The organism is Massilia consociata (assembly GCF_042432755.1).
Taxonomy (GTDB): domain Bacteria; phylum Pseudomonadota; class Gammaproteobacteria; order Burkholderiales; family Burkholderiaceae_D; genus Telluria; species Telluria consociata.
On the sequence record NZ_JBHLWP010000017.1, the window covers coordinates 1 to 22,660 of the forward strand.

At 65.8% G+C, this 22,660-nt stretch carries 17 protein-coding genes; 8 read left to right on the top strand and 9 right to left on the bottom strand.

The features are described from left to right. Window positions 1-220 precede the first annotated feature (220 nt). Window positions 221-1,756: an amidase gene (locus ACFFJK_RS18460; protein ID WP_379681063.1), complete on the bottom strand. Its 1,536-nt coding sequence runs from the start codon at window positions 1,754-1,756 to the stop codon at window positions 221-223. A 69-nt stretch (window positions 1,757-1,825) separates the two neighbouring features. Continuing rightward, entirely contained in the window at window positions 1,826-2,155 is a 330-nt protein-coding gene (locus ACFFJK_RS18465) for a hypothetical protein (RefSeq protein WP_379681064.1), read from the bottom strand. 158 nt (window positions 2,156-2,313) lie between these two features. Between ACFFJK_RS18465 and ACFFJK_RS18470 the strand changes: the two genes are divergently transcribed. Then, window positions 2,314-3,975 carry a response regulator gene (locus ACFFJK_RS18470; RefSeq protein WP_379681065.1) on the top strand — a complete coding sequence of 554 codons (1,662 nt, stop codon included), beginning with the start codon at window positions 2,314-2,316 and terminating at the stop codon, window positions 3,973-3,975. Here the strand turns inward: ACFFJK_RS18470 and ACFFJK_RS18475 are convergent. Together ACFFJK_RS18475 and ACFFJK_RS18480 are read right to left on the bottom strand one after the other, a co-directional pair. Further along, window positions 3,957-4,412 (bottom strand): response regulator, encoded by a 456-nt coding sequence (locus tag ACFFJK_RS18475; RefSeq protein WP_379681066.1) that lies wholly within the window; start codon window positions 4,410-4,412, stop codon window positions 3,957-3,959. The genes ACFFJK_RS18470 and ACFFJK_RS18475 overlap by 19 nt on opposite strands. An 8-nt stretch (window positions 4,413-4,420) precedes the next feature. Beyond that, window positions 4,421-6,661 carry an ATP-binding protein gene (locus tag ACFFJK_RS18480; RefSeq protein WP_379681068.1) on the bottom strand — a complete coding sequence of 747 codons (2,241 nt, stop codon included), beginning with the start codon at window positions 6,659-6,661 and terminating at the stop codon, window positions 4,421-4,423. Window positions 6,662-6,853: 192 nt separating this feature from the next. On the opposite strand from ACFFJK_RS18480, the gene ACFFJK_RS18485 reads away from it, so the two are divergent. Further along, window positions 6,854-8,761 (top strand): hybrid sensor histidine kinase/response regulator, encoded by a 1,908-nt coding sequence (locus ACFFJK_RS18485; RefSeq protein WP_379681070.1) that lies wholly within the window; start codon window positions 6,854-6,856, stop codon window positions 8,759-8,761. A gap of 16 nt (window positions 8,762-8,777) precedes the next feature. Here the strand turns inward: ACFFJK_RS18485 and ACFFJK_RS18490 are convergent, their stop codons facing one another. The 5 genes from ACFFJK_RS18490 to ACFFJK_RS18510 all read right to left on the bottom strand — a co-directional run bounded on the left by ACFFJK_RS18490 (window position 8,778) and on the right by ACFFJK_RS18510 (window position 15,123). Next, entirely contained in the window at window positions 8,778-10,775 is a 1,998-nt protein-coding gene (locus ACFFJK_RS18490) for a Tle1 family T6SS lipase effector (protein WP_379681071.1), read from the bottom strand. Continuing rightward, on the bottom strand, window positions 10,772-11,521 hold the full coding sequence (locus tag ACFFJK_RS18495) for a DUF3304 domain-containing protein (RefSeq protein ID WP_379681072.1): 750 nt from the start codon (window positions 11,519-11,521) through the stop codon (window positions 10,772-10,774). Before ACFFJK_RS18495 ends, ACFFJK_RS18490 begins: the two co-directional genes overlap by 4 nt. Next, window positions 11,505-12,341, bottom strand: coding sequence for a DUF4123 domain-containing protein (locus tag ACFFJK_RS18500; protein ID WP_379681073.1), 837 nt, complete (start codon window positions 12,339-12,341; stop codon window positions 11,505-11,507). The genes ACFFJK_RS18495 and ACFFJK_RS18500 overlap by 17 nt, the downstream gene beginning before the upstream one ends. Window positions 12,342-12,494: 153 nt before the next feature. Beyond that, window positions 12,495-13,691, bottom strand: a complete 1,197-nt coding sequence (locus ACFFJK_RS18505) for an esterase/lipase family protein (protein WP_379681074.1) — start codon at window positions 13,689-13,691, stop codon at window positions 12,495-12,497. A 163-nt stretch (window positions 13,692-13,854) separates the two neighbouring features. Then, entirely contained in the window at window positions 13,855-15,123 is a 1,269-nt protein-coding gene (locus ACFFJK_RS18510) for a dienelactone hydrolase family protein (RefSeq protein ID WP_379681250.1), read from the bottom strand. Between the two features lie 468 nt (window positions 15,124-15,591). On the opposite strand from ACFFJK_RS18510, the gene ACFFJK_RS18515 reads away from it, so the two are divergent. The 6 genes from ACFFJK_RS18515 (at window position 15,592) to ACFFJK_RS18540 (ending at window position 22,650) form a co-directional block, all read left to right on the top strand. After that, on the top strand, window positions 15,592-16,209 hold the full coding sequence (locus ACFFJK_RS18515) for a tRNA-uridine aminocarboxypropyltransferase (protein ID WP_379681075.1): 618 nt from the start codon (window positions 15,592-15,594) through the stop codon (window positions 16,207-16,209). A gap of 103 nt (window positions 16,210-16,312) precedes the next feature. Next, window positions 16,313-17,428 (top strand): PA0069 family radical SAM protein, encoded by a 1,116-nt coding sequence (locus ACFFJK_RS18520; RefSeq protein ID WP_379681252.1) that lies wholly within the window; start codon window positions 16,313-16,315, stop codon window positions 17,426-17,428. Window positions 17,429-17,624: 196 nt separating this feature from the next. After that, a complete protein-coding gene (locus ACFFJK_RS18525; RefSeq protein ID WP_379681077.1) occupies window positions 17,625-18,269 on the top strand; it encodes a hypothetical protein in 645 nt (214 codons plus the stop codon). A gap of 75 nt (window positions 18,270-18,344) precedes the next feature. Next, entirely contained in the window at window positions 18,345-19,118 is a 774-nt protein-coding gene (locus tag ACFFJK_RS18530; RefSeq protein ID WP_379681079.1) for a hypothetical protein, read from the top strand. 4 nt (window positions 19,119-19,122) lie between these two features. Next, the gene (locus ACFFJK_RS18535) at window positions 19,123-20,460 is read left to right on the top strand and encodes a hypothetical protein (RefSeq protein WP_379681081.1); all 1,338 of its coding nucleotides are present in this window, start codon (window positions 19,123-19,125) and stop codon (window positions 20,458-20,460) included. Window positions 20,461-20,481: 21 nt separating this feature from the next. Further along, window positions 20,482-22,650, top strand: a complete 2,169-nt coding sequence (locus ACFFJK_RS18540) for a hypothetical protein (RefSeq protein WP_379681083.1) — start codon at window positions 20,482-20,484, stop codon at window positions 22,648-22,650. Window positions 22,651-22,660: the final 10 nt, after the last annotated feature.

A 22,660-nucleotide genomic window follows, 5' to 3' on the forward strand; every position in this document is an offset into this window, starting at 1 on the left:
CGTTCGATTACACGCTTGAAGAGCAGGATACCATTCTTGGAAAGCCGTTCATCACCGAACAGGCCAATGCAGTGCTCATCAGCTAACAGCTCTTCCGTACTCACGGCCGCCTCCACAATCCTGAAATCATCGCGTCAGCATACGCCGAATCGATGTTTCAGGAATGTGGATGTACGTTAGGGCCTGCGCCGGGATGACGTTGGTTGATCTGGAGGATGGTTCAGACAGGAGTGACTTCGACAGTGCTTGTTGACTGCGTTCCTTCCCGCGTCATCGCCGGCAGCCGATCGAACCACGGCTGCGCCCCCTCCAGCTGGTGCGCCAGCTGCAGCAACCAATCCTCCCTCCCGAACGGCGCCACGAACTGCACGCCCAGCGGCAGCCCATCGGCAGTCCAGTGCAGCGGCACCGACATCGACGGCGTCCCCGTCAGGTTCGACAGCTGCGTGAACGGCACATAGCGCAGGTTGTCCCGCGCGATCTGTTCAACGGTACTGTCCAGCAGCCCGAGCCGCACCAGCAGGCCGAGCAGGCCGGTGCGCTGCAGGAAGCCCAGCAGGGCCTGCTGTGCTGGCGGCAGGTCGCCGGCACCGTGCTTCACCGGCGGGTGCGCCAGGGTCGGCGTGAGCAGCATGTCGTAGCGCCCGTGAAAGCGTCCCAGGGCCCGCGCGAACGTGTTCCACTGCGCCAGTTGCGTCGTCAGCGCCGGCGCCTTGATGGCGCTGCCCAGCGTCACCAACAGGCGCGTCATCAGTTCCGGCTCGCCGCCGCCGGCGCCGAGCGCCTTCATGCGCGCCACCAGGGACGGCACCTGGCCGAAGTAGATATGCAAGTAACTCGTCGCCAGTGCCGCGCCGTCGATCTCCGGCGCCGCTTCCTCGACTTCGTGCCCCAGCCCTTGCAGCAGCTGCGCCGCATACCGCACCGCAGCCACTGCTTCCGGGTGCACCTCGGTACCGATCGGCGAGCGGGTGGTGAATCCGATGCGCAGCCGGCCCGGCTCGCGCCGCATCAGTTCCGCATAGGGTGCGGCCGGCGGCGCGATCACGAACGGGTCGCCCGGCTCGGCGCCCTGTAGCACGTCGAGCGCCAGGGCGCAGTCGCGCACGCTGCGCGACAACACGCCTTCGCTCGAGGCGCCGAACCAGACCTCGCCCACGTCCGGCCCGGCGGACACCCGCCCGCGCGAGGGCCGCAGTCCGAACAGGCCGCAGCACGCCGCCGGGATGCGGATCGAGCCGCCGCCGTCGTTCCCGGCCGCCATCGGCACGATGCCGCTCGCTACGGCCGCCGCCGCGCCGCCGCTCGAGCCGCCCGGCGTGTGCGCCAGGTTCCACGGGTTGCTGGTACGGCCGAACAGCTCGGGATCGGTCACGCCCTTGAGCGCGAATTCGGGCAGGTTGGTCTTGCCGAAGACGACCAGGCCGGCATCCAGGTAGCGCCGCACCACGGCCGCGTGCCGCGCGGGCACGTGGCCGCGCATCGCGCGGCTGGCATTGGTCGTCGGCAGGCCGGCGTAGTCCTGCAGGGTGTCCTTGAGCAGGAAGGGCACGCCGGCGAAGGGGCCGCGCAAGGGCCCGGCGAGCTGGCGGCGCGCTTCCTGCTCCATCAGGCGCACCACCGCATTGACCCGTCCGTGCACCTGCGCCTGGCGCGCCAGCGCGGCATCGAGCAGTTCGTGCGGCGTCGCCTCGCCGCTGGCGACGAGGGCGGCGAGCGAGGTGGCGTCATGGCGCAGGTAGTCGTGGAAGTGCATGGACAAGCCTGTAAGTGAACTTGTCCCGCATGACATCCTGTGGCGCCGGTCTTGTCAAGGAAAAGCCTGCTAGCGGTATTTCTTCTTGTTCGCCGTGTAGGTGCGTGTATAGAAATCGGGCGGCTTCTTCGCCACCCAGTCGATGAAGGTGCGGATATCGTCGTGGGCGCGCAGGGCTTCCCAGGTGTGATAGGTCTGCAGGAGCTCGCGCTCGGTGAAGGCGGAGTGGATCTTGCGGTGGCAGATCTTGTGGATCGGGAACTGTTCCTTGCCCTTGAAGGTCTTGGGGATCAGGTGGTGGCGGTCGATGTTGACCGTGCCGAGCATGCGGCCGCACAAGGGGCAGGGCGTGTCGGCGATCGGCGTGACGGAGATCGGTTCGGGCGGGCGCTTCGGCATGGACCCCATATGGCGCTGGACCAGGCCACTTGCAAGACGCTTGCCGTAAATACGCGCACACTGCTGAAATTGACGATATAGTGTTCGCCACTTAACATTGTAGTAGAATCATCGCTTACCTTTTTGCAAGATCGTGACGTATCTTTGACCCTGCCGCAATGATTGACGATCGCCCTGACTGCTCCGTTCTTCTCATCGACGATGAGCCTTTTGCGCAAGACATCATTGCGCACAGTTTACAGGGCTGCGTTCGCCATACGCTGCGCTATGAATCGAGCCCCCAGCGGGCGGTCAAGGTGGCGCGCGAGGTGCGTGCCACCGTCGTGCTGGTCGACCTGCGCATGCCGGACCTGGACGGTTTCGAGGTCACCGCACTGCTGCGCGCCCATGCCGACACCGAGGACGTGCCCGTCATCGTCCTGTCGTCCGAAGATGATCCCGAGATCAAGGCGCGCGCCTTTGCCGTGGGCGCCAACGACTACCTGGTCAAGTGGCCCGACCCGCGCGAGCTGGTGGCGCGCGTGCGCTACCACAGCGGCGCCTGCATCGCACGGCGCCAGCGCGACACCGCTTTTGCCTCGCTGCGCGTGAGCCAGGAACAGCTGGCGGCGAGCCAGCTGGCGCTGCACCAGGCCCAGAAAATGGAAGCGATCGGCCAGCTGACCGGCGGCGTCGCCCACGATTTCAACAACGTCCTGCAGATCATCGGCGGCAACCTGCAGCTGCTCAAGCTCGTCGGCAACCTGAACGACGGCGCCCGCACGCGGGTGGACATGGCGCTGTCCGGCGTCGAGCGCGGCGCCAAGCTGGCGGCGCACCTGCTGGCCTTCGCGCGGCGCCAGCCGCTGCAGTCGGTCGTGGTCGACCCCGGCCACCTGCTGCGCGACATGGACGACATGATGCGCCGCGTGCTCGGTCCGAGCGCGCGCATCGTCACCGAGATCGCGCCCGACCTGGGCAGCACCATGGTGGACCCGAACCAGCTCAACAACGTGCTGCTGAACCTGGCCATCAATGCGCGCGACGCGATGGCGGGCAGCGGCACGCTGACCATCCGCGCCCGGAATGCCGGCGCCGGTGCCGGAGCCAATGAGGAATTGCCCGCCGAGGTGCCGAGCGGCGAATACGTGATGCTCGAGGTGGCCGATACCGGCAAGGGCATGCCGAAGGAAGTCCTGCAGCGCGCCTTCGAACCCTTCTTCACCACCAAGCCGGTGGGGCAGGGGACGGGCCTGGGCCTGTCGATGGCCTACGGCTTCGTGAAGCAGTCCGGCGGGGAGATCGTGCTGCGCAGCGAACTGGGGCAGGGAACCAGCGTGCGCATCTATTTGCCGCGCAGCGATGCGGCGCCGTGCGAGGTCGAGCCGGTACACAGCGCGCCGATGACTGGCGGCCTCGAAACCATCCTGGTGGTCGAGGACGAGAAGGACGTGCGCGAGTCGACCTGCGGCATCCTGTCCGCGCTCGGCTATGAGGTGCTGGAGGCGGCGGACGCGCGCGAAGCGGTGGAGATCATCGACAGCGGCCGCCATATCGACCTGGTGTTTACCGACGTGATCATGCCGGGACCGGTCAGCAGCCTGCAATTGAGCGAGATCGTCGGCGAACGGCTGCCGGGTGCGCAGATCCTGTACACCTCGGGCTATGCCGAAGGGGTGCTGGCGCACGAAGGCAAGCTCGACGCCTCGGTCCACCTGCTGCAGAAGCCCTATCACCCGGAGGCATTGGCGGCGCGCATCCGCCACCTGCTGCGCCGCGGCAGGCGCGGCGCGGGCAAGTCAGGCCGGCCGGCCGGCCAGGCTCACTTGGGCTTGACGTAACGGCGCGAACCCGGCGGCGGTTCGTTCAGGACCGCCCAGAAGATGCCGAGGTCGGCGATGGCGCGCACGAATTCCGTGAAATCCACCGGCTTGACGACGTAGGCGTTCACGCCCAGCTCGTAGCTGCGCACCACATCCTGTTCTTCCTTCGAAGAGGTCAGCATGCAGACGGGGATGCTCTTCAGGGCTTCGCTGCTTCGGATCTCGCGCAGCACTTCCAGTCCGTCCACTTTCGGCAGCTTCAGGTCGAGCAGGATGACGGCCGGGTTGCCGACCGTACGCTCGGCGAACTCGCCGCGGCGGTGCAGGTAGTCGAGCGCTTCGGCGCCGTCGCGCACGACCACGACTTCGTTGGCCAGCTGGCTCTTGGCCAGCGCGATCAGCGTCAGTTCGAGGTCGTTCGGGTTGTCTTCGACGAGAAGGATGGGCTTGAGCATCGTTTGCCTCAATGAGTAGGATGGTTCGGAATGCTGAACGAGAAGGTCGCGCCTTCTCCCTGCCTTGACTCGGCCCAGACGCGGCCGTTGTGGCGTTCGACGATGCGGCGCACGTTGGCCAGGCCGATGCCGGTGCCCTGGAAGTCTTCCATACGGTGCAGGCGCTGGAACACGCCGAACAGCTTGTGCACGTATTCCATGTTGAATCCGGCGCCGTTGTCGGCGACGTGGAACACCGTCTCGTTCCCCAGGTCTTCGGAGGTGATGGTGATGACCGCCGGATCGCGCTGGGCAGTGAACTTCACGGCATTGGACAGCAGGTTGAACACGGCCAGGTGCAGGAAGGTCGGGTCGGCCCGGATGGCCGGCAGCGGCTCGATGTGCCACTCGACGTTGCGGCCCTGCATCTCCATGCCGAGCTTGTCGATGCAGGCCGAGACCAGGTCGTTCATGTCCACCTTGGTCGGGCGTAGCGCGGCGCGGCCCATCTGCGAGAACGACAGCAGGTCGTCTACCAGCTTGCCGGCCAGGCGCGCCGATTCCTTGATGTTCTTCAGGAAGCGCTGGCGCCGCTCCGGGTCTTCCGCGCCGGCCGATTCGATCAGGAGGTCGGAGAAGCCGACGATGTGGCGCAGCGGCGCGCGCAGGTCGTGCGAGACCGAATACGAGAACGCCTCGAGTTCCTTGTTGGCGCGGCCCAGTTCCTCGGCCAGTTCCGCCATCTGCTCGGCGCGCTCGAGCGCGATGCCCAGCAGGGCGGTGCGGAACTCGACCGTCAGTTCGATTTCGGCGCTGTGCCAGGGCAGGCTGCGGCCGTGGATGGTCTCGCGCCAGGCCTGGAAGCTCAGGCGCGGCGTCAGCTGGGTCGGGGCATCGGGGTCGGCCCGCTTGTCGTTCGGGTTGCCGGCCCATTCGATGGTCTGCACCACCTCCGGCCGGAACCACAGCAGGTAATGCTTGTGGATGCGCGAGATCGGCAGCGCCAGCAGGCCGCTGGCGTTGCGCACCATGCCGATGGCCGCCGGGTACAGGCTCATCAGGTGATCGGTGTGGAACACTTCGGCGGAATGGCCGTGCACGGCCAGCCAGTCGGTGAGGGCGCGGATCGCCGGCTCGTCCGGGGTGTCGCCGAAGGTCAGCACACGCTCGTCCACCACGATGGCGACCCCGCCCGCGCGCGCGAAGCGCAGCAGCTCGGGGAACACCCCGCTCATGTTCTCCAGGAAGTCGGCGCCCTTGGTCAGGTGGCCGAGCATCTCGACCATGATGCGGCGCACCTCGAGGCGGAAGTTCAGTTCGCTGGCATCCTCGCGCGATTCGATGCACAGCGCCAGGATCTGGCCCAGCTGCTCGCAGACGGTGCGCTTCTCGACCGGCACCGGGCAGGGCATGGCGTTGTGGCAGGAAATCAGGCCCCACAGCTTGCCCTTGACGATGAGCGAGACCGACATCGAGGCCAGCGTGCCCATGTTGCGCATGTATTGCAGGTGTACCGGCGAGACGCTGCGCAGCGCGGCGAAGGACAGGTCGTTGCGCGCGCCGCTCACCGGATTGGTGTCCGGGACCAGGCTTGCGGGGACGTAGTTCGCGTCATGGATCACCCGGATCGGCGACAGCGTGTACAGCGCGCGCGCCTGTGCCGGGATGTCGCTGGCGGGGAAATGCTGGCCGAGGTAGGATTCGTAGCCGTCTTCCTTCGACTCGGCCACCACACGGCCGTGGCCGTCGGTGTCGAACTGGTAGACCATCACGCGGCCGTAGCCGGTCACGGCGCGCACGTGGCGCGCGGCGAGCTCGGACAGGGCCGTGATCGACGCCGACTGGCTGACATTGAGCAGGAAGTCGCCGATCAGGGGGTACAGGTGGCGGAAGTCGGCGGCGCCGGCCCGTTCCGTACCCTCGAACTCGACGATGAGTAGCCCGTCCCAGGCGTGGCCCAGCACGTCGAAGTGCCCGCCGGCGGCAACGGTGACGGTGCCCAGGTAAGCCGGGCGCGATGCCAGCTTGCCGGCCTGGAGCTCGGGAAGCAGGCGCGCGGCGGCGTCGCCGATGGCGTACGCGAGCGGCTGGCCGAGCGCCTCGCTGGCCGGCACGCCGGTCCAGTGTGCGAGGTTGGCGCTTGCCTGCAGGACGCGCAGTTCCGGCGACAGCGTCAGCATGAAGCCATGCGGCTGGATGCTGCCTGGCGTGCGGATCGGCTCGTTCGCACATTGGCTGAGGTCGAGAAGTTCGGGGGAGGCCTGGGTCATGTTTGGCAAACTGGACAGCATGCGGAGGATACAGTCGGGTATTGTAACGTCAAATCCGGCAAATCAAGCATGAGTTGGCCGATTTTTCAAGATTGTTCCTTTCTAAACATGCCAATTGCGTGGCAGATTAATGCTGAGTGACGCTATCATGGTTTCTTTTGCCGGCCAAGATATCCAGGAGCGCCAGGGGCCATGAACACGCAACAACTTGTCAAGCCTTCGCTGACGGACGAACAGCGATTCCAGTACCTCATTGGCGGTATCAGCGACTATGCGATCTACATGCTCGACCCGGCGGGCCACGTCGCCAGCTGGAATGCCGGCGCGCAGCGCTTCAAGGGCTACCTGCCGCACGAGATCCTGAACCAGCACTTCTCGCGCTTCTACACCCCCGAAGACCAGGCCACCGACCTGCCGCGGCGCGCGCTGGCGCAAGCCCTCGAACACGGCAAGTTCGAGGCGGAAGGCTGGCGCCTGCGCAAGGACGGCACCCGCTTCTGGGCCCACGTGGTGATCGACCCGATCTACGACGAGTACAGGAACCTGCTGGGCTACGCCAAGATCACGCGCGACGTCACCCAGCGCAAGCAGGCCGAGGACGCGCTGCGCGAGAGCGAACAGCGGTTCCGCCTGCTGGTGCAGGGCGTGACCGACTATGCGATCTACATGCTGTCGCCCGAGGGCACGGTGTCGAACTGGAATGTGGGCGCCGAGCGCATCAAGGGTTTTGCCCAGGAGGAGATCGTCGGCAGCCACTTCTCGCGCTTCTATACCGACGAAGAACGCGAAGGCGGCCTGCCGCAGCGTGCGCTGGCAACGGCCAGGCGCGACGGCCGCTATGAGGCCGAGGGCTGGCGCGTGCGCAAGGACGGTACGCGCTTCTGGGCCCACGTGATCATCGACGCCATCTACGGCGACGAGGGGAAACTGATGGGCTTCGCCAAGATCACGCGCGACCTGACCGAGAAGAAGCAGAGCGCGGAAGCGCTGGAGCAGGCGCAGCTGGCGCTGTTCCAGTCGCAGAAGATGGAATCGATCGGCCAGCTCACCGGCGGCATCGCGCACGACTTCAACAACCTGCTGTCGGTGCTGGCCAGCGGCCTCGAAGTCTTGAGCATGACGCGCCAGGGCAGCGGCGACGCCAAGACGCTCGACAGCATGCGGCGCGCGATCGACCGCGGCGCCACGCTCACCCAGCAGCTGCTTGCCTTTGCGCGCCAGCAGCCGCTGCAGCCGGAAACGCGCAGCATCAACCGCCTGATCTCCGGTTTCGAATCGGTGCTGCGCCGCGCCGGCAACAACGACATCCAGTTCGAGCTGCGCCTCGACCCGCAGGCCGGCAGCGCGGTGGTGGACGCCGCCCGTTTCGAATCGGCGTTGCTGAACCTGGTGGTGAACGCGCGCGATGCGATGCCCGAGGGCGGCTACTTGACGCTCGACACCGCGCCGGTCGTGCTGTCCGAAGGCGAGGTCGCCGGCCTTGCTCCGGGGCCGTACGTCTGCATCTCGGTCACCGACACCGGCACCGGGATGTCGCCGGAAACCCAGCAGCGCGCCTTCGAGCCTTTCTACACGACCAAGGAAACCGGCAAGGGCACCGGCCTCGGGCTGTCGCAGGTGTACGGCTTCATCAAGCAGTCGGGCGGCGAAGTGGTCATCCAGAGCACGCAAGGCGAGGGCACGACCATCACGATCTACCTGCCGTCGGTGACCACGCAGGACCGGGAAGCGGCGCGCAGCGAATCGGAAACGGTCCTGATCGTCGAAGACGAGCCGGACCTGCTCGACGTGGCCTCCGCGCTGTTCATGAGCATGGGCTACGACGTCATGACCGCACCGAGCGGCCAGGAAGCGATGAACGTGCTGGCCAGCCGCGACGTGGACATCCTGTTCACCGACGTGGTCATGCCCAACGGCGTGAACGGCATCGAACTGGCGCAGTTCACGCGCGAGAACTACCCGAACATCAAGGTGATGCTGGCCTCGGGCTATCCGCAGCCGGCGCTCAGGCTCGACCAGTACCGGCTGGGGGACTATACCTTCATCAGCAAGCCGTACCGCCTGTCCGACCTGGCGCGGGGACTGCGCAGCGTGCATTGAGGGTTGACGGCATGGCCTACGAAATCAAGGCCGTGTCGCTTCCCGAGTAGATTTTCCGGTACCGCAGGTAGCCGCCTCTCGAGAGGATGCCGAACGACTGGTTCCATGGTTCGCGGCCCCCGATCCGGAAGCGGGGAAGCTTGTTCGTCCTGGCATACTCGTCAGCGGCGCGCTCTTCATCCGGTGTCAGCATCAGCCTGTATTCGCCCGTGCGCGCCGCAACGGCCATCGCCTGCTCGCGCTGCCGTACACGCCGGCGCAGATAGTCGTGCATTTCTTGCTCGTTCGCCGGTCCGCTCAATCTGAAGGAAGCCCGGGAATCGTGCACGTAGTTGTCGAACAAATCGGCGGTCGCCGCGCACGGCACCACCAGCGCGTGCCAGAAGGTGGCGATTTCTTCCCATTCCGCATGGTGCAGGTCGCCGAAGCCCGGGCGCTGGAGCGAAGGCTTGAAGCGGCTTCCCATGGACTGCATCCACGCCAGAAATGCCTTGACCTCGTCGTCGAATTCCAGCGCCGCGCTGTGCAGCTCGTTCTGATGAAACGCGGATGCCCGGAGAAAGCTGCCGCTGTCTTGTAGCGGCGCCTTTCCCGACACTCTGCGGTGGACGCGCCACTCGACCTGCTTGCGCATATGCTCGCGTACGATCCGGTGCAAGGGGCCCTGTTTTTCCTTGCAGGTGTCGAGATAGGCGTTGAAGGACTGGATCGTTTCCTTGCTGACCGCGAATTTGGCCTTGGTGGCGTCCGTCGCCAATTCGAGCTTCAGCGGCGTTCCGCTCAGCCGGGCGGCCTTGTACATCATGATGAGGGGAATTCGCGACAGCATGTCGTCGCCGTTCGGATGGGTGCCGCGTCCCTGCTCGCGCGGGCAATAGCCGCCGCCGATATCGGAATGCACGCCGGGTACCACGATTTCCTTGCATCCGGCGGGAACGGCGCCGTCGACTGAAATCGAATCCAGGGGAAAGCTGCGTCTGAGCTCATGTGCAGCGACCAGGTGGAGGCATTTCAGCCCTGCGGGAATGCGCAGGCTGTCTTCCGCATCGGCCCAGGCGCCATGGCCATTCAAGGCTGCTACCCCGTTGCCCATGCCGACAGAGGCCACCGTATCGAAGATGCCGAGAAAGTCGAACTCTACGGGAAAACCGCCGAGCGACATCCGTTTTGCGCCACAAAGCTGTGCATCGAGCCGGCACAGGGAGTGAAGCCAGTTCGCGAAGGCCCGTGCCTGCGTCGCGCCACGGGAGAAGCCGAAGATGGAGATGTAGATCGTCCTGACGATGCCTGGATCTTTCTTCGCCGGCATGCCGGTACGCTTGTCGAGCCAGTGCTGTGCGACCGCCTGGTGCAGGCGGGTCAGCAACCTGCTCAGGATGTATTTCGTTTGCGTGCCGGCAGCCGAGTCGATCACGTCGGCATCAGGACCGTGCCGTCCCTCGACCACCCAGCGCGTGCTACAGGTGAGCGACAGCGTCCCGAACAGATTTTCCAGTTCCGACGGCGAAACCAGTGCGGAACCGAGAAAGAAGCGATGGACATTGTTGATGGCCTGAACGAGCGCCCAGATGATACGGCGCTCGCCCCAGCGGCCGGAGGCGCCGCCGAAGACCTTGTCGGTCGCGGCGCCGCTGTCCCTGACCTGCGGGAATGCCGTGCCGACGCCGGGTATGTAGACCCGGAAGAAATGTTTATGCTCCGCCGATTTGTATTCCCAGTCCGTTGACTTGGGAAGCACCCCGGGGACGCTCATTCCTGGGAAGCAGTCATACAGGCGCGCGACGTTCGAGTGGCTTTTTGTCTTCTCGGCGGCGATGTAGTTATTTCCTGTTCCGTCGAAGAAGAAGCCGAAGAAGAGGTTGGTATCGCAGGAATTTTTGGGTGAACAGATTGGTGTGCTCTCCCTGGCGCGTAGCTTTTTGAGTGCCTTATTTTCCGCGTCATTAAAAAATATTTCGTATCTGGCGCTGTTTTCGAACTCTGGCCCGGCCGGTGTGGAAAGACTTGCGCTCATGGTTTGGCTTTCATGATTGTTTCGAGGTCACTTCTACTGCTATTGAGCCCGTCGATATAGCTCTTTTTTAGGTGCGCGTGGTAACGCGGATCATCCGGGCCCTTAAATCCGGCTATTTCTTTGGCGCTGTATTCTTTGTCGTGTTCCCACATTTCTTTCGCATGAGTCGCGGGATGTTGCTCCAGTTTTTTCAATAGCGATACGAAAGCGCTGACGTGGGCCTCTTCAACGTCCCGATATATCTGCCATCTTTCACGCTGATACTCCAGCGACGGAACTGGCCATCCCTTGATTTTTCCTGGCCAGCGAGGATGATCCGGCTGCACATTGCTGGAAACGACGCCGATCTTTCCATTCGCCTCCCTGATCACCCACAGTTCTCCGGCCTCGGCATACTCCGGCACCTCGACTTCGTGTTCTTCCGTCACCTCGGGCAGGCTCCCGTCGGGACGCTTCTTCAGCCAGTGAATCGTCGTGAGACGAATCTTCGTCCCCGCTTTCCACTTCCACGGAAGCGCGGCGCAGCAGGTCGTGCCGCCGGCAGCGAACGGCGCGATGTGCTCACCCCCGGTGGTTTGTTGCGGGTCGTCGGGAGCGGCGATGAAATAGCTGAATTCACGGTCGCTGTAGTTCACCCCATGCATGCTGACGCTGGCATGCGAGCCCCGGTATTGCGACAGGGCGGCCAGGCCGAACAAGCCCAATGCGCCCAGTATCCCGATCAGGATCTTATATTTCAGCAGCATCCACGGCCTCCGTCTCCAGCACGTGGGCCTGCCACGCTGCGAACAGTCGCACGATATGTTCCGGCGCTTTATCCCGCCCGCCATGCGCCAGTAGCCAGCCGCACCAGTCGACAAGCTCGCGGTTGCCCAACCCGGCTTTCAGGGCCGGTGCCAGCGCGGACGAAATCAACGCATGGGCTTGCGATGGACGATAGGCGGCGCGATCGGGGTGGGCGGCGAGCTGGGCCAGCACTTCATCGGCCCGGCTGTCTTCCACCAGCGCCGCGAACTGCGCATCGTCGAGTTGCGGAGCGGTTGCAATGGCGTCGCCCGCTCCGCCGAGCGCCAGCGTGCGCCAGTTGCCGTCGCGCCCCATATGGCTCCAGCTCACGGCTGGACCGCAGAATTGCGCGTGCTGCGTCCGGTCGAGCGACTTCAGGATGGCGGGAAGGCGCCGGGTGTCGGCGAAACGGAAATTGAAGCGCTGCCCATCGGCTTCGATAACGCACCATGCCGCCAGCCGTGCCGCCAGTTCCCGCCACGGTTCGGGCGTTGCGATCACGCTCACCATTGGCCAGCCCTGGCATCCGCGCAGCACCGGCCCGAGCGCACGGTCATCGGGAACGAAAGGCAGGACGAAGGGAGACACATCGAGCGCGGATGGACCGCTCGCCGGCAGCGCCTCGAACAGCAAGGCCTTGCGGCCGGCGGCGATGCGCCGGTGCAGGCCCGGAACGAAGGCGCCATCGATGAGCAGATGCAGTTCGTGGCCGGCGGGACGCTCCCGAAAGCGCTGCTGCAGCACATCGAGCCAGTCGTCGGCAAATGGATCGGTCAGCATGTCACTCCACCATGGAAAAGGCCGGCCTCGCCGTAGGTGCGCCGCGGGCACTGTCGGCGACATCGGGGCTCACGGCAGACGCGCTTCATTCTTGGGTGAAACCGTCAGCCACGATACGGTGGAGTTAAAAGGGGGCTATTGCGTTAAGTCATCCTACAGGCCAAAGATGATGTCGCTGATCTGCTCGTACACCGGATTGGCCGACGGCCCCTGGTTCGGCCAGTTCAGGATATCGAAGTGGTCATACCCCTTCTGATTCCCCAGGAAGTTCCAGCAACCCTTTATCGATTTTCCGTCGTAGTCGCGCACCGAGTGTCCGGCGGGCGCGCGCATGCTCACCGTGTTGACCACGCCGTCGTTGGCAAACCAGTCGCTGTCGATGCGCACCCGCCCCAGGCCTTGCTGCGTATAGCCGCCCAGCCCGTTCTGCAGGACCGAGGGCACGATCCACTCGCCCGCCATGCCCTTGAAGGCAGGGATCATGTCGAGGCGCGGATACTGGTGGAAGGTGGTCTGGATCGGCGCGATCACGCGGTCGGTGCCGTTGCAGCACCAGGCGCCGGCTTCGGTCGCCACCGTTCCCACCGAGTAGTAATAGATGTGCGGCGAGGTGCGGGCCCACGCGTTGAACTCGCGCGCGCCGTCCGGCGACAGCTCCCACTTGGCCCAGCGGTGCTTGAGCAGCTGATTCATCCACTGAGCCAGCGGGGACTGCAGCACCGGCGTCACGTTGAGGACGGCGTCGGCGAAGGTGGTGCCGTTGTGCGGCGCCGAGATCGTCGTCACGCTGCGCACCCAGCCCACCTTGCCGCCCTTGTACAGCTCGTGCCCGCCTTCATCGTCGGGCGAGCCGTGCTCCAGCAGTTCGACCAGCGCGCGGATGGTCGTGCCGCCCTGGCTGTGGCCGATGAAGTGCACCGGATGCTGCGCGTCCCAGGCCGGATAGAGCGCGAGCGGGTAGTTGTTCGGGTTGTTCTTCGGGTCGGCGGCCCAGCACTTGCCCGCCGGCTTTTGTTGCTGGCCCGGGAGGCCGTGCTTGGCGACGTGCGCCGCGCCGTAGTCGACGCAGCCGCCCTTGATCTGGGCGTACAGGTCGGCGGCCCGGTCCCAGTTCGAGCTGACCGGCCCGACCACCGCCGCGAACACCGTGCGCGGACCGCGGTACACCTGCATGTGCGACGCGATGTCGCCATAGCCGCCCCAGTAGTTGAAGCCGCTGTGCTCGAAGGTGTCCGGGCCGAAGCCGAGGAAGCCGTGCACCAGGATGACGGGATAGTTGTTGGCTGCGGGCGCTGGCACCGAAGCGCCGAGCGCGGCAAGCGCCAGCATGACGTGAACCAAGCGAAACATGCAATTCTCCGTAAATGGCGTCAGAACCATTGTCGGAGGTGCAAGGGAGGAGGGGTTTGCGCTGCGTCGGAATCTTAGCGGCTGTCAGATTTTACGCACAGAAATAGTGCGTGGCAGGCTTGACAGCAGGGTGGCCGGCGTAGCCGGCCACCCTGCGAAAAGCTTAGTTGGTCGCCTTGTTCGAACCGATCGAGGTGGTCGGCGCCGAGGCGCCCGGGTCCACGGCCGGTTTCGGGGCCGGCGTGACCGACGCGGTGACGGCCGCCTTCTCGATCTGGTCCAGGTTCTCGCCGTTCCACACCACGTAATCGTCCACCGAGTACAGGCGGCACGGCTCGGTGCTCTTCGCGGTGCAGGTTGCCAGCGCGCGGCCGTCCGGGTCTTCGCCTTCCTCGGCCCAGGTCCAGGCGCCGCTCGGCGACACCGCGAACGCGCGCGGCGTCATCTTGGTCAGGTATTCCTGGTAGGCGCGGCGGCCATTCTCGGACAGGAAAGGCACGGCCTCGACATCGTCCACTGCGGCGTAGTCGGTCCGGGCCGGGCTCGGGGGAGGCGGCACGTGATGGACGACCTGGGTCGGCATGCCGATCGAGTCGAGGAACTTCATCGTGTCGTCCAGCCACACCTTTTCGCCGTCGCGGCTGGCCAGCATGCCGTGCGCATCGCGCTTGAACGATGCGAACTCGACCAGGCGGCCGCGTCCGCCCGCGCCTTCGAAGGCCGCGTGCATGCGATTGGCCAGTTCCGGGCCGAACAGCGAGTCGTTCTCGCCGTACATCCACAGGGTCGGCAGCTTGCCTTTGCTCTTGGTGCCGTAGTCGGCAAAGGCCGTCACCAGCGCCGAGCGCCACGCGCAGCGGTCGCTGTCGTCGCGCAGGCCGCCGGCGTAGTTGATCAGGCCGCGCACGCCCGGCAGGTCCTTGGTGCCGAGGGCGATCGTGGCCAGGCCGCCGTAGGACTGGCCGGCGATGACGATGCGGTTCTTGTCGACCCAGGGCTGCTTGCGGGCATAGGCCAGGGTCGAGGCGATGTCCTCGGCCTGGGCGTAGCCGTTGGCGGTCATGTTGCAGCCGAAGTCGCGGTAGCTGCCGGTCGAGTTGGCGAAGCCCTGGCGCATCGGCACCATCACGGCGTAGCCGCGTTTCACGAAGGCCGTGGCCATGTGGTAGAAGCGGTCGCGCGGCTGCAGGTTGGGGCGGCCGGGATCCTTGCCGTGGTTGATGATGATGAGCGGGAACGGTCCCGGGCCATTCGGCTGGAACACCGTCGTCTCGAGCATCGCGCGGTCCTGCAGGCCTGCCGGAACCTGCACGATGTGCTCGTTCATCCTGTGATCAAGTTGCAATTCCTGCTGCACGGCGACACCAGGCAGCATGGCAAGGGCGGCCAGTGCCGCGGCGGTCAGGTTGCGAAGCGTGAGGCGTGGATACATGGTCACTCTGTCTCGACTGCGGTGCCGGTTGGAAGGATTACGGAACAATTTCCGTGTGGCATAAGTTGATTCTAGGTACGCAGAAAAAACAGAGCAATATCCGTTTAGTCAATTCCGAAGGTAAATTTTTGTGGCGTGTAAAGATGACCACATGAACGGGCGCATTTGATGCATTCCTGATCAGGTATTGCTGCCCGGAGCTGGTCGAGCTATCAACAAGGCGTGTCCGACGCGCTTCTTCGCCAGCGGTTATGATGCGAAGGTGGCAAAGGAAGAGAGGGAATGATCGGATGAGCAAGTACGCGCCGCGCGAGTGGGCGCCGGACGAAAAGCCGATGCTCCCTGGCTCGCCGTCCACGCCTGCCCATCCGACACCGCTGCGGTGGGCTTTCCTGCCAGTCGGGTGTGAAGAAAGAAGCGATGGATAAGCTGTTGAATCAGCTGTTGAATCAGCCGTTGAATCCGCCAATGCCCGGCACGGCAACGAAGCGCGCACGCTGCGCAACCTGCCTGCGCGCCGAATCGGCCTGCATCTGCCGCTGGATCACGCGCGTGCAAGCGCGCGCGGCGCTGCTGGTGCTGCAGCACCCGCTGGAAGTGGCGAATGCGAAGAACAGCGCACGCCTGCTGCACCTGTGCGTGGCCGGCAGCGCGCTGGCCGTGGGCGAAGCCTTCGAGCCGGCGGCGCTGGAGGCCTTGCTGCATGCGGAGGGCCGGGTGCCGGTGCTGCTGTATCCGGACACGCCCGGCGATGCGGCCCTGGCGGCCCCGCCGCCGTTTGTGCCATTGCCGCCGGAGCAGTTGCGCCTGGTGGTGCTGGACGCCACCTGGCGCAAGAGCCGCAAGATGTTGTACCTGAACCCGCTTCTCCAGCACCTGCCGCGCCTGGCGCTGCAGGACGTGGCGCCGTCGAACTACCGCATCCGCAAGGCGCATGCGCCGCACCAGTTGTCGTCGCTGGAGGCGGCGGCGCTGGCGCTGGCGCAGCTCGAGAGGAGCGATGAAAAGTTCCGGCCTTTGCTCGATGCCTTCGGGGGCTTTGTGGAGCAGCAGGCAGGCTATGTGCCGCACTTGAATTCCGGATGACTGCAGCGTACCATGCTGTATAAATATACAGTATGGAGCCGCCGTGGCCGACCACCGACAATCCCGAGAGACCAGCGCCCGCCAGCCGGTGGACGAGCAGACCATGCTCGGCCCGCGCCCGCTTGCGCGAAAAGGGCGTGGGGCGGTGTCGAACATGCAAGGGCGTTACGAAGTCAACGGCCGCGAAGCGTTCGACGACGGCTGGGAACGTGAGGATGGGGAACCGGCCGGCATCAGGACCGTCGTCACCGACGAATTCGCCAAGACCATCCTGACGCGCAACCAATCGCCGGACATCCCCTTCGATGTGTCGCTCAACCCCTACCGGGGCTGCGAGCATGGCTGCATCTATTGTTTCGCGCGGCCGACGCACAGCTACCTCGGCCTGTCGCCCGGGCTCGATTTCGAAAGCCGCCTGTTCGCCAAGATCAATGCCGCCGAACTGCTGCGGCGCGAACTGGCCAGGCCCGGCTACGTGCCCGAGCACATCGCCATCGGCGTCAACACCGACGCCTACCAGCCCTGCGAGCGCGAACTGCGCCTGACGCGCCAGGTGCTCGAGGTGCTGAACGAGTGCCGGCATCCGCTCGGGCTCATCACCAAGTCTTCGCTCATCGAACGCGACATCGATCTCATCGCCCCGATGGCCGAGCAGGGCCAGGCCTGCGCCGCCATCACGCTCACCACGCTCGACCCGCAGATCGCACGCACGCTGGAGCCGCGCGCGGCGGCGCCGGCACGGCGCCTGCGCACCATCCGCACGCTGACCGAGGCGGGTATTCCCGTGAGCGTGAGCGTGGCGCCGATCATCCCCTTCGTCACCGAACCGGAAATCGAACGGATCCTGGAAGCGGCGCGCGACGCCGGCGCGGTCGGTGCGCACTACGTGGTGCTGCGCCTGCCGAACGAGGTCAACCCGCTGTTCCAGGAATGGCTGCAGGCCCATTTCCCAGACCGGGCCCAGCGTGTGATGAACCGCGTGCGTGACATTCGCGGCGGTAAGGAATACGACAGCGATTTCGCCAGGCGCATGCATGGCGAAGGCATCTGGGCCGACCTGATCCGCCAGCGCTTCACCAAGGCCGTCAAGCGCCTTGGCATGGACGGCTACACCGGCCGCTTCGGCAGGCTGGACGGCTCGCAGTTCAGGCGGCCGCTGGAGGTGCCGAAGGCGGCCAGGCAGAACGTGGTTGCCGCAGCGCAGATGGATCTGTTCTGAAGGCAGTCGCCCTGACTGCCCCTGTCCGAACCCGGTTTCGGCGAAATCCCCACTTTTTCCTCCCCTGACGAACATCGTTTCGCCCCCGCATCCCGGTTGACGGTGGGCGGCGGCCTGCGCGCGCTTGGCACGCCCTTTGCACGTACCTGGTTGTCGCGAGAACGCCGTATCCGCCGGCACCAGCCAGGAGCTACAGATGGACCGACGCCTGCTTGACTACACGCCTGTACTCGAAACCTTCGGGTCGGACGAATTCGAGCGCGAAGCCGAGCGCTCCACCGACGCCGAGTCGGCCCCGCTCGACGTGAGCGAGGAATTCTCCCTCGCGGCCGAACTGCTGGAGGTCAGCCGCCAGGCGGACCTGGATCGATTCCTGTTCAAGTTGATCGGCCGCGCCGGTGCCGGGAAGCGCCTGGCGCGCTCGCCGGTGGCGGGGGAGCTGGCCGTCCTGCTCAGGAAAGCCGCACGCATGACCCTGCGGCCGATCCACCGCAGCGTGTGCTGGCTGCCCGGTCTCGCCGCGCCAGTGTGGCGTCCGGACCCGCGCCTGGTCTCGGAGGCAGGGGAGATGTTCGGGCTCGAGCTCGAAGGCTTGAGCCCGGAAGACAAGGAGTTCGCGCTGGCCAGGCAGTTCGTGCGCTTCGCGAGCGAAGCGGTGCGCACCGCGGGCCGGCGCATCGGCGAACCGCGCGCGGTTGCCAGCGCCGGCTTGCGCGGCGCCGCCCGGCGCTTCGCTCCCGGGCTGCTGGCGCGCCTCGGGCCTGCGCAAGGGGCAGGTCCGGTCCCGACGGCGGGACGCTGGGTCAGGCGGGACGGGCAGATCATCGTTCTCGGCTGTTAGAACCAACCGGGAGAGATCCCAGGCCGGGCGCGCAGTCCGGACATTTGTTGTTTCACTTTTCCAAGGGAGTCCATCATGCATGACATCGATCGCACGACGCGGGAATTCGGCGAAACCGGCTTTGAGTCCGAGCAGTTCGAAATGGGCGGACAAGAGATGGGGCAGGGCGAATCCTTCGAGCTTGGCGGGCAGGGCGAGTTCGGCGGGCAGGGCGAGTACGGGGAGTTCGGGGAATTCGGCGAGTTCGGCGAGATGGGAGAAATGGGCCAGGGCTTCATGTCGGAACAGCAGGAGACGGCCTTGGCGCACGAACTGCTCAACGTCAGCAATGAGCAGCAGCTCGAGAATTTTCTCGGCAATGTCCTGCGCCGCGCCGCGTCGGTGGCCGGAAAGGTGATCAAGTCGCCGGTCGGCCAGGCGCTGGGCGGCGTGCTGAAGGGGGTGGCAAAGAAGGCCCTGCCGCTGGCTGGCGGCGCGCTCGGGGCCTGGGTCGGCGGCCCGCTCGGCGCCAAGATCGGTTCCGGGCTGGCCAGCGCGGCCGGCAGTGCGCTCGGCCTGGAGGCCCAGGAGATGGCGGGCGAGGACCGCGAATTGACCGGTGCGCGCCAGTTCGTGCGGCTGGCCACAGATGCCGCCGTCAAGGCATCCCAGGCCAACGGCGGCAATCCGCGTGCGATCGCGCAGGCCGCCGCGGTGCAGGCGGCGCGGCGCTTCGCGCCCGGCCTGCTCCAGCAAGGCGCCGGCCAGCAGGGCAGCCGGCCCCAGGGCGGCGGCCGCCAGGGCACGGGGGGGCGCGGTTATGGCCGCTGGGCGCGGCAGGGCAACAAGATCATCCTCTACGGCGCCTGACCCCATGGCTATCAGCCCGTTCGCCGTCACGATGATCGAGCAGGAGGCCCGCTCGCTGCGGACCCGGCTCGCCCGCGTGCGGCCCTTCGTCATGATCGAGCCGATGGTGCCGGCCGCGGCGCTGTTGCCCAGCGCGCAGTCGGCCATCGAACGCTACCTGGCGTTGGGGCGGCGCGAACTGCACGGGATGGTGGTTGACTTCCTGGCTTGGCTGCGGCGTTCCAGCGCCAGCGCGACCACCGCCGAGGCGCAGCGCAGGTTCAGCTTCCTGCGGCTGCGATTCAACGCGATGCTCACCCAGTTCGACATGTTCAACGACGTCGTCACCCAGCGCAGCGAGACCGATAACGGCATCTGGCTGGCCGGGTTGGACGTGGTTGCCGCGGATGCGCTGGCGCTGCCCGGCGGCTATTACAGTCCTCCACCGGTGATCTGCTACCTGGACCGCGGGCCCGGCGCCGCGATCCGGCGCGCCCGCACCAGGCTGCCCGGCGGCGGCGAAAACCCGGTCGCGATCATCCGTGTGCCGCGCGAACGCATGATCGGCAGCGGCATCGCCTCGTCGCTGATCCACGAGGTCGGGCACCAGGGCGCGTCGCTGCTGGACCTGGTCAATTCGCTGCGGCCGGAGTTGCAGGCGATGCAGCGCAGCGACCCGGCGCAGCGCCTTGCCTGGCAAATGTGGGACCGCTGGATTTCCGAGATCGTCGCCGATTTCTGGTCGCTGGCGCGGGTCGGCGTGGTGGCCACCGTGGGCCTGATCGGGGTGGTCAGCCTGCCGCGGGTATTCGTGTTCCGCCTGAATGGAGACGATCCGCATCCGATTCCGTGGATCCGCGTCAAGCTCGGCTGCGCGATAGGACAGGCGCTGTTCCCCCATCCGCAATGGCGCCGCATCGACCGGCTGTGGGAATCGATGTATCCAAGCGCGGGCCTGGAGCCGGGTGTGCACGACATGCTGGCGCAGATCGTGCGCGCCATCCCGGCGTTTGTCGCGCTGCTGGTGCGGCACCGCCCGCCCAGCCTGCGCGGCCGCAGCCTGGCCGAGGCGTTCGGCATCGCGGCGCGCCAGCCGGCCGCGCTGGCGGCGCTGTACCGGGCCTGGAGCGCGGCGCCGCAGCGGATGTACGAGGCGTCGCCATCGCTGGTGTTCGCCGTGCTGGGACAGGCGCGCTCGGACGGCCACGTCAGTCCCGAGGAAGAAAACACCGTGCTGGCCAAGCTGCTGATGCACTGGGCCCTGCGCGCCACCCTGGACACGTCCTACCTGTGCGCCGACGCGTTGCGGCGCGGCTGGCCGGTCGCCGCCAATGGCGCCGGAAACGTCCCCAACATTGCGTGATTTATCAACGAGGAGAACGAGATGAACAAGTGTGTCGTCGAACAGGAGGACCTGCCCGGGGCCGTGCGGGTGACGGTTGCCGATTGTAATGGAAAAGCCGGGCCGCCCGTAGGGGCGGAGTTGCGCCTGTATTGCTATACCGGCAGTCGGGAAGGGTGCGCGGCGTTCAACGACACCGAGTCCACGACCTGGGAGCCTGACAAGAATGCCGAGTATCGGACGGCAACCACGGACACGAATGGGATCGCCTTGTTTCCGAGGGTCGATGCCGGCCTGTACATCCTGATGTTCAATCACTACCCAAAGACCGATCCCTGCTGCATTGAAGTGGAGCGCGGCTGTACCGTGTCGGTCCGGATCGACCTGGATATGGGCGTGAAGACGGAGCTGGTGCAACCCTGCGCCATGAACCGGGATCCGTCGTGCTTCGTAGGAGACCAGCCCGTCAATGCAATAATGCAAATACACGATTCGGACTATTTGCTGGCCAACAAACAGATCCTGGTACTCCCCGACCCCCCGTGGAGGCCGAACAATGGTGGCGACCCGACCAACCTGACCTACACCCTGGATCCATCCTCCGCGAAGATCCAGAAATTCGGTGCGACCATCTACATGATGCGCCTCGATGGCAACACCTCGGCGCACGGTCCAGCGCTGGCCGCCTCCGCACGCGCCGGCGCGGCCGGCGAGGGTATGGCGACGGCCGCACACATGAGGACGGAGTCCCAGTTCGCCCTCAACAACAGGGCCGCCACGCCGATCAGCGGCAACGTCACCGTGTCGATGAGCCGCACCGAAACCGAGCCGACCGAAGACCTGGCCCTGTGGACCCTGATCCGCAACAGCACCGAGGCGCTGTCGTTCACCAGCTACCTGCACTTCATCGACGGCGTGTTCTGCGACCCCGCCACCCTGGAGGCCGGCCCCGCATTCGAGAAGTACCGCTTCAGGCAGAAGAGGCCGATGGTGGATACGCTGCGTGCCAAACGCTTCCTGCCCTTCGTCGATGCCGAAGCCTATCGCGTGCTGAAGGCGGCCACCGAGGCCTTTGTGATGGTCAATTGCGGGGTGGCCGGCGATGCCTTTGATTTCGACGGGGACAACAGCTACCTCGACCGGCGCGACATCCCGGGCGGGTTCGACCTGCAGCGGGTGTTCCAGGAGGGTTACCTCGAAAATGAAAGTGGCATCAACATGCTGCCCTACCTCGCGGTCCTCCGGCGCAAGCTGCCCGACATCGGCATCGTCAAGCCGATCGAGCCGGACGAGGACCTCTGCTTCGGCATCATCCAGAAAAAGCTCAGCAACCCCTGCATGATCGAACTGATCTGGTCGTACTGGCAGGAAGAGGGCATGCTGGTGCAGTCGATGAACGCGATCACGCGGCGCTTCCAGAACGTGCGCGGCGGCTCGGCCGACCCGCTGTCGAACCTCGAGATCGATCCGCTGCGCCCGCTCAACAACCTGATCTGGGGCTATACGCAGGACGAGCAGCACCGGCTGTCCGTGGTGCGCCGCAATTACGAGTACGACCACCACTACGGCGTGCGCCTGGCAGGGCGGGCGGTCCGCGAGTTCCGCCCGGCCGATTCGCGCTCCAAGTTCCTGGAGGCCTTCCACTTCCTGCTGCGCCTGTGCAGCGCGTTCTTTCGCCAGGACGACGACACCACCGTCAAGGCCGATGCCTTCCCGGTGCTTAACGCCCTGAAGGAGGTGCACCTGATCCTGTCGCAGGGGGCGCACAACCAGTTCGGCGACCTGCCCTCGACCGCGCGGGTCGAGATGATGATGCAGCAATGGTTGCTGGCCCGGCCCGAGTTCCGCGAATTCCTGCCGACCCGGATCATGGTGGCGTATCCGGAACCGTGGATGGACCGGGTGGACGCGATGAAGAAGCTGCAGGAATGGAGCGATACCAGCGTGATGCATTTCCGTAACCTGGCGATCTTCGGCGAGCAGCTGCTGCTGAGCATCCGCTACGGCAACTGGAGCGACATCTACGAGCCGACCCCCGCATTCAACTGGACGCGCTTCTGGCGGCCGCAGATCCAGGGCTACATCCACGCCTACCGCGCCGCCACCGGGGTCGACCTGGCGGGCGAGCAGCGCGACCCGGTCGCCGAGGGCACCTTGCCCTCGATCCTGCTGCGCCGGCGGCTCGAGCAGCAGGTGCGCAGCACCGCCTGACGGAGAATGC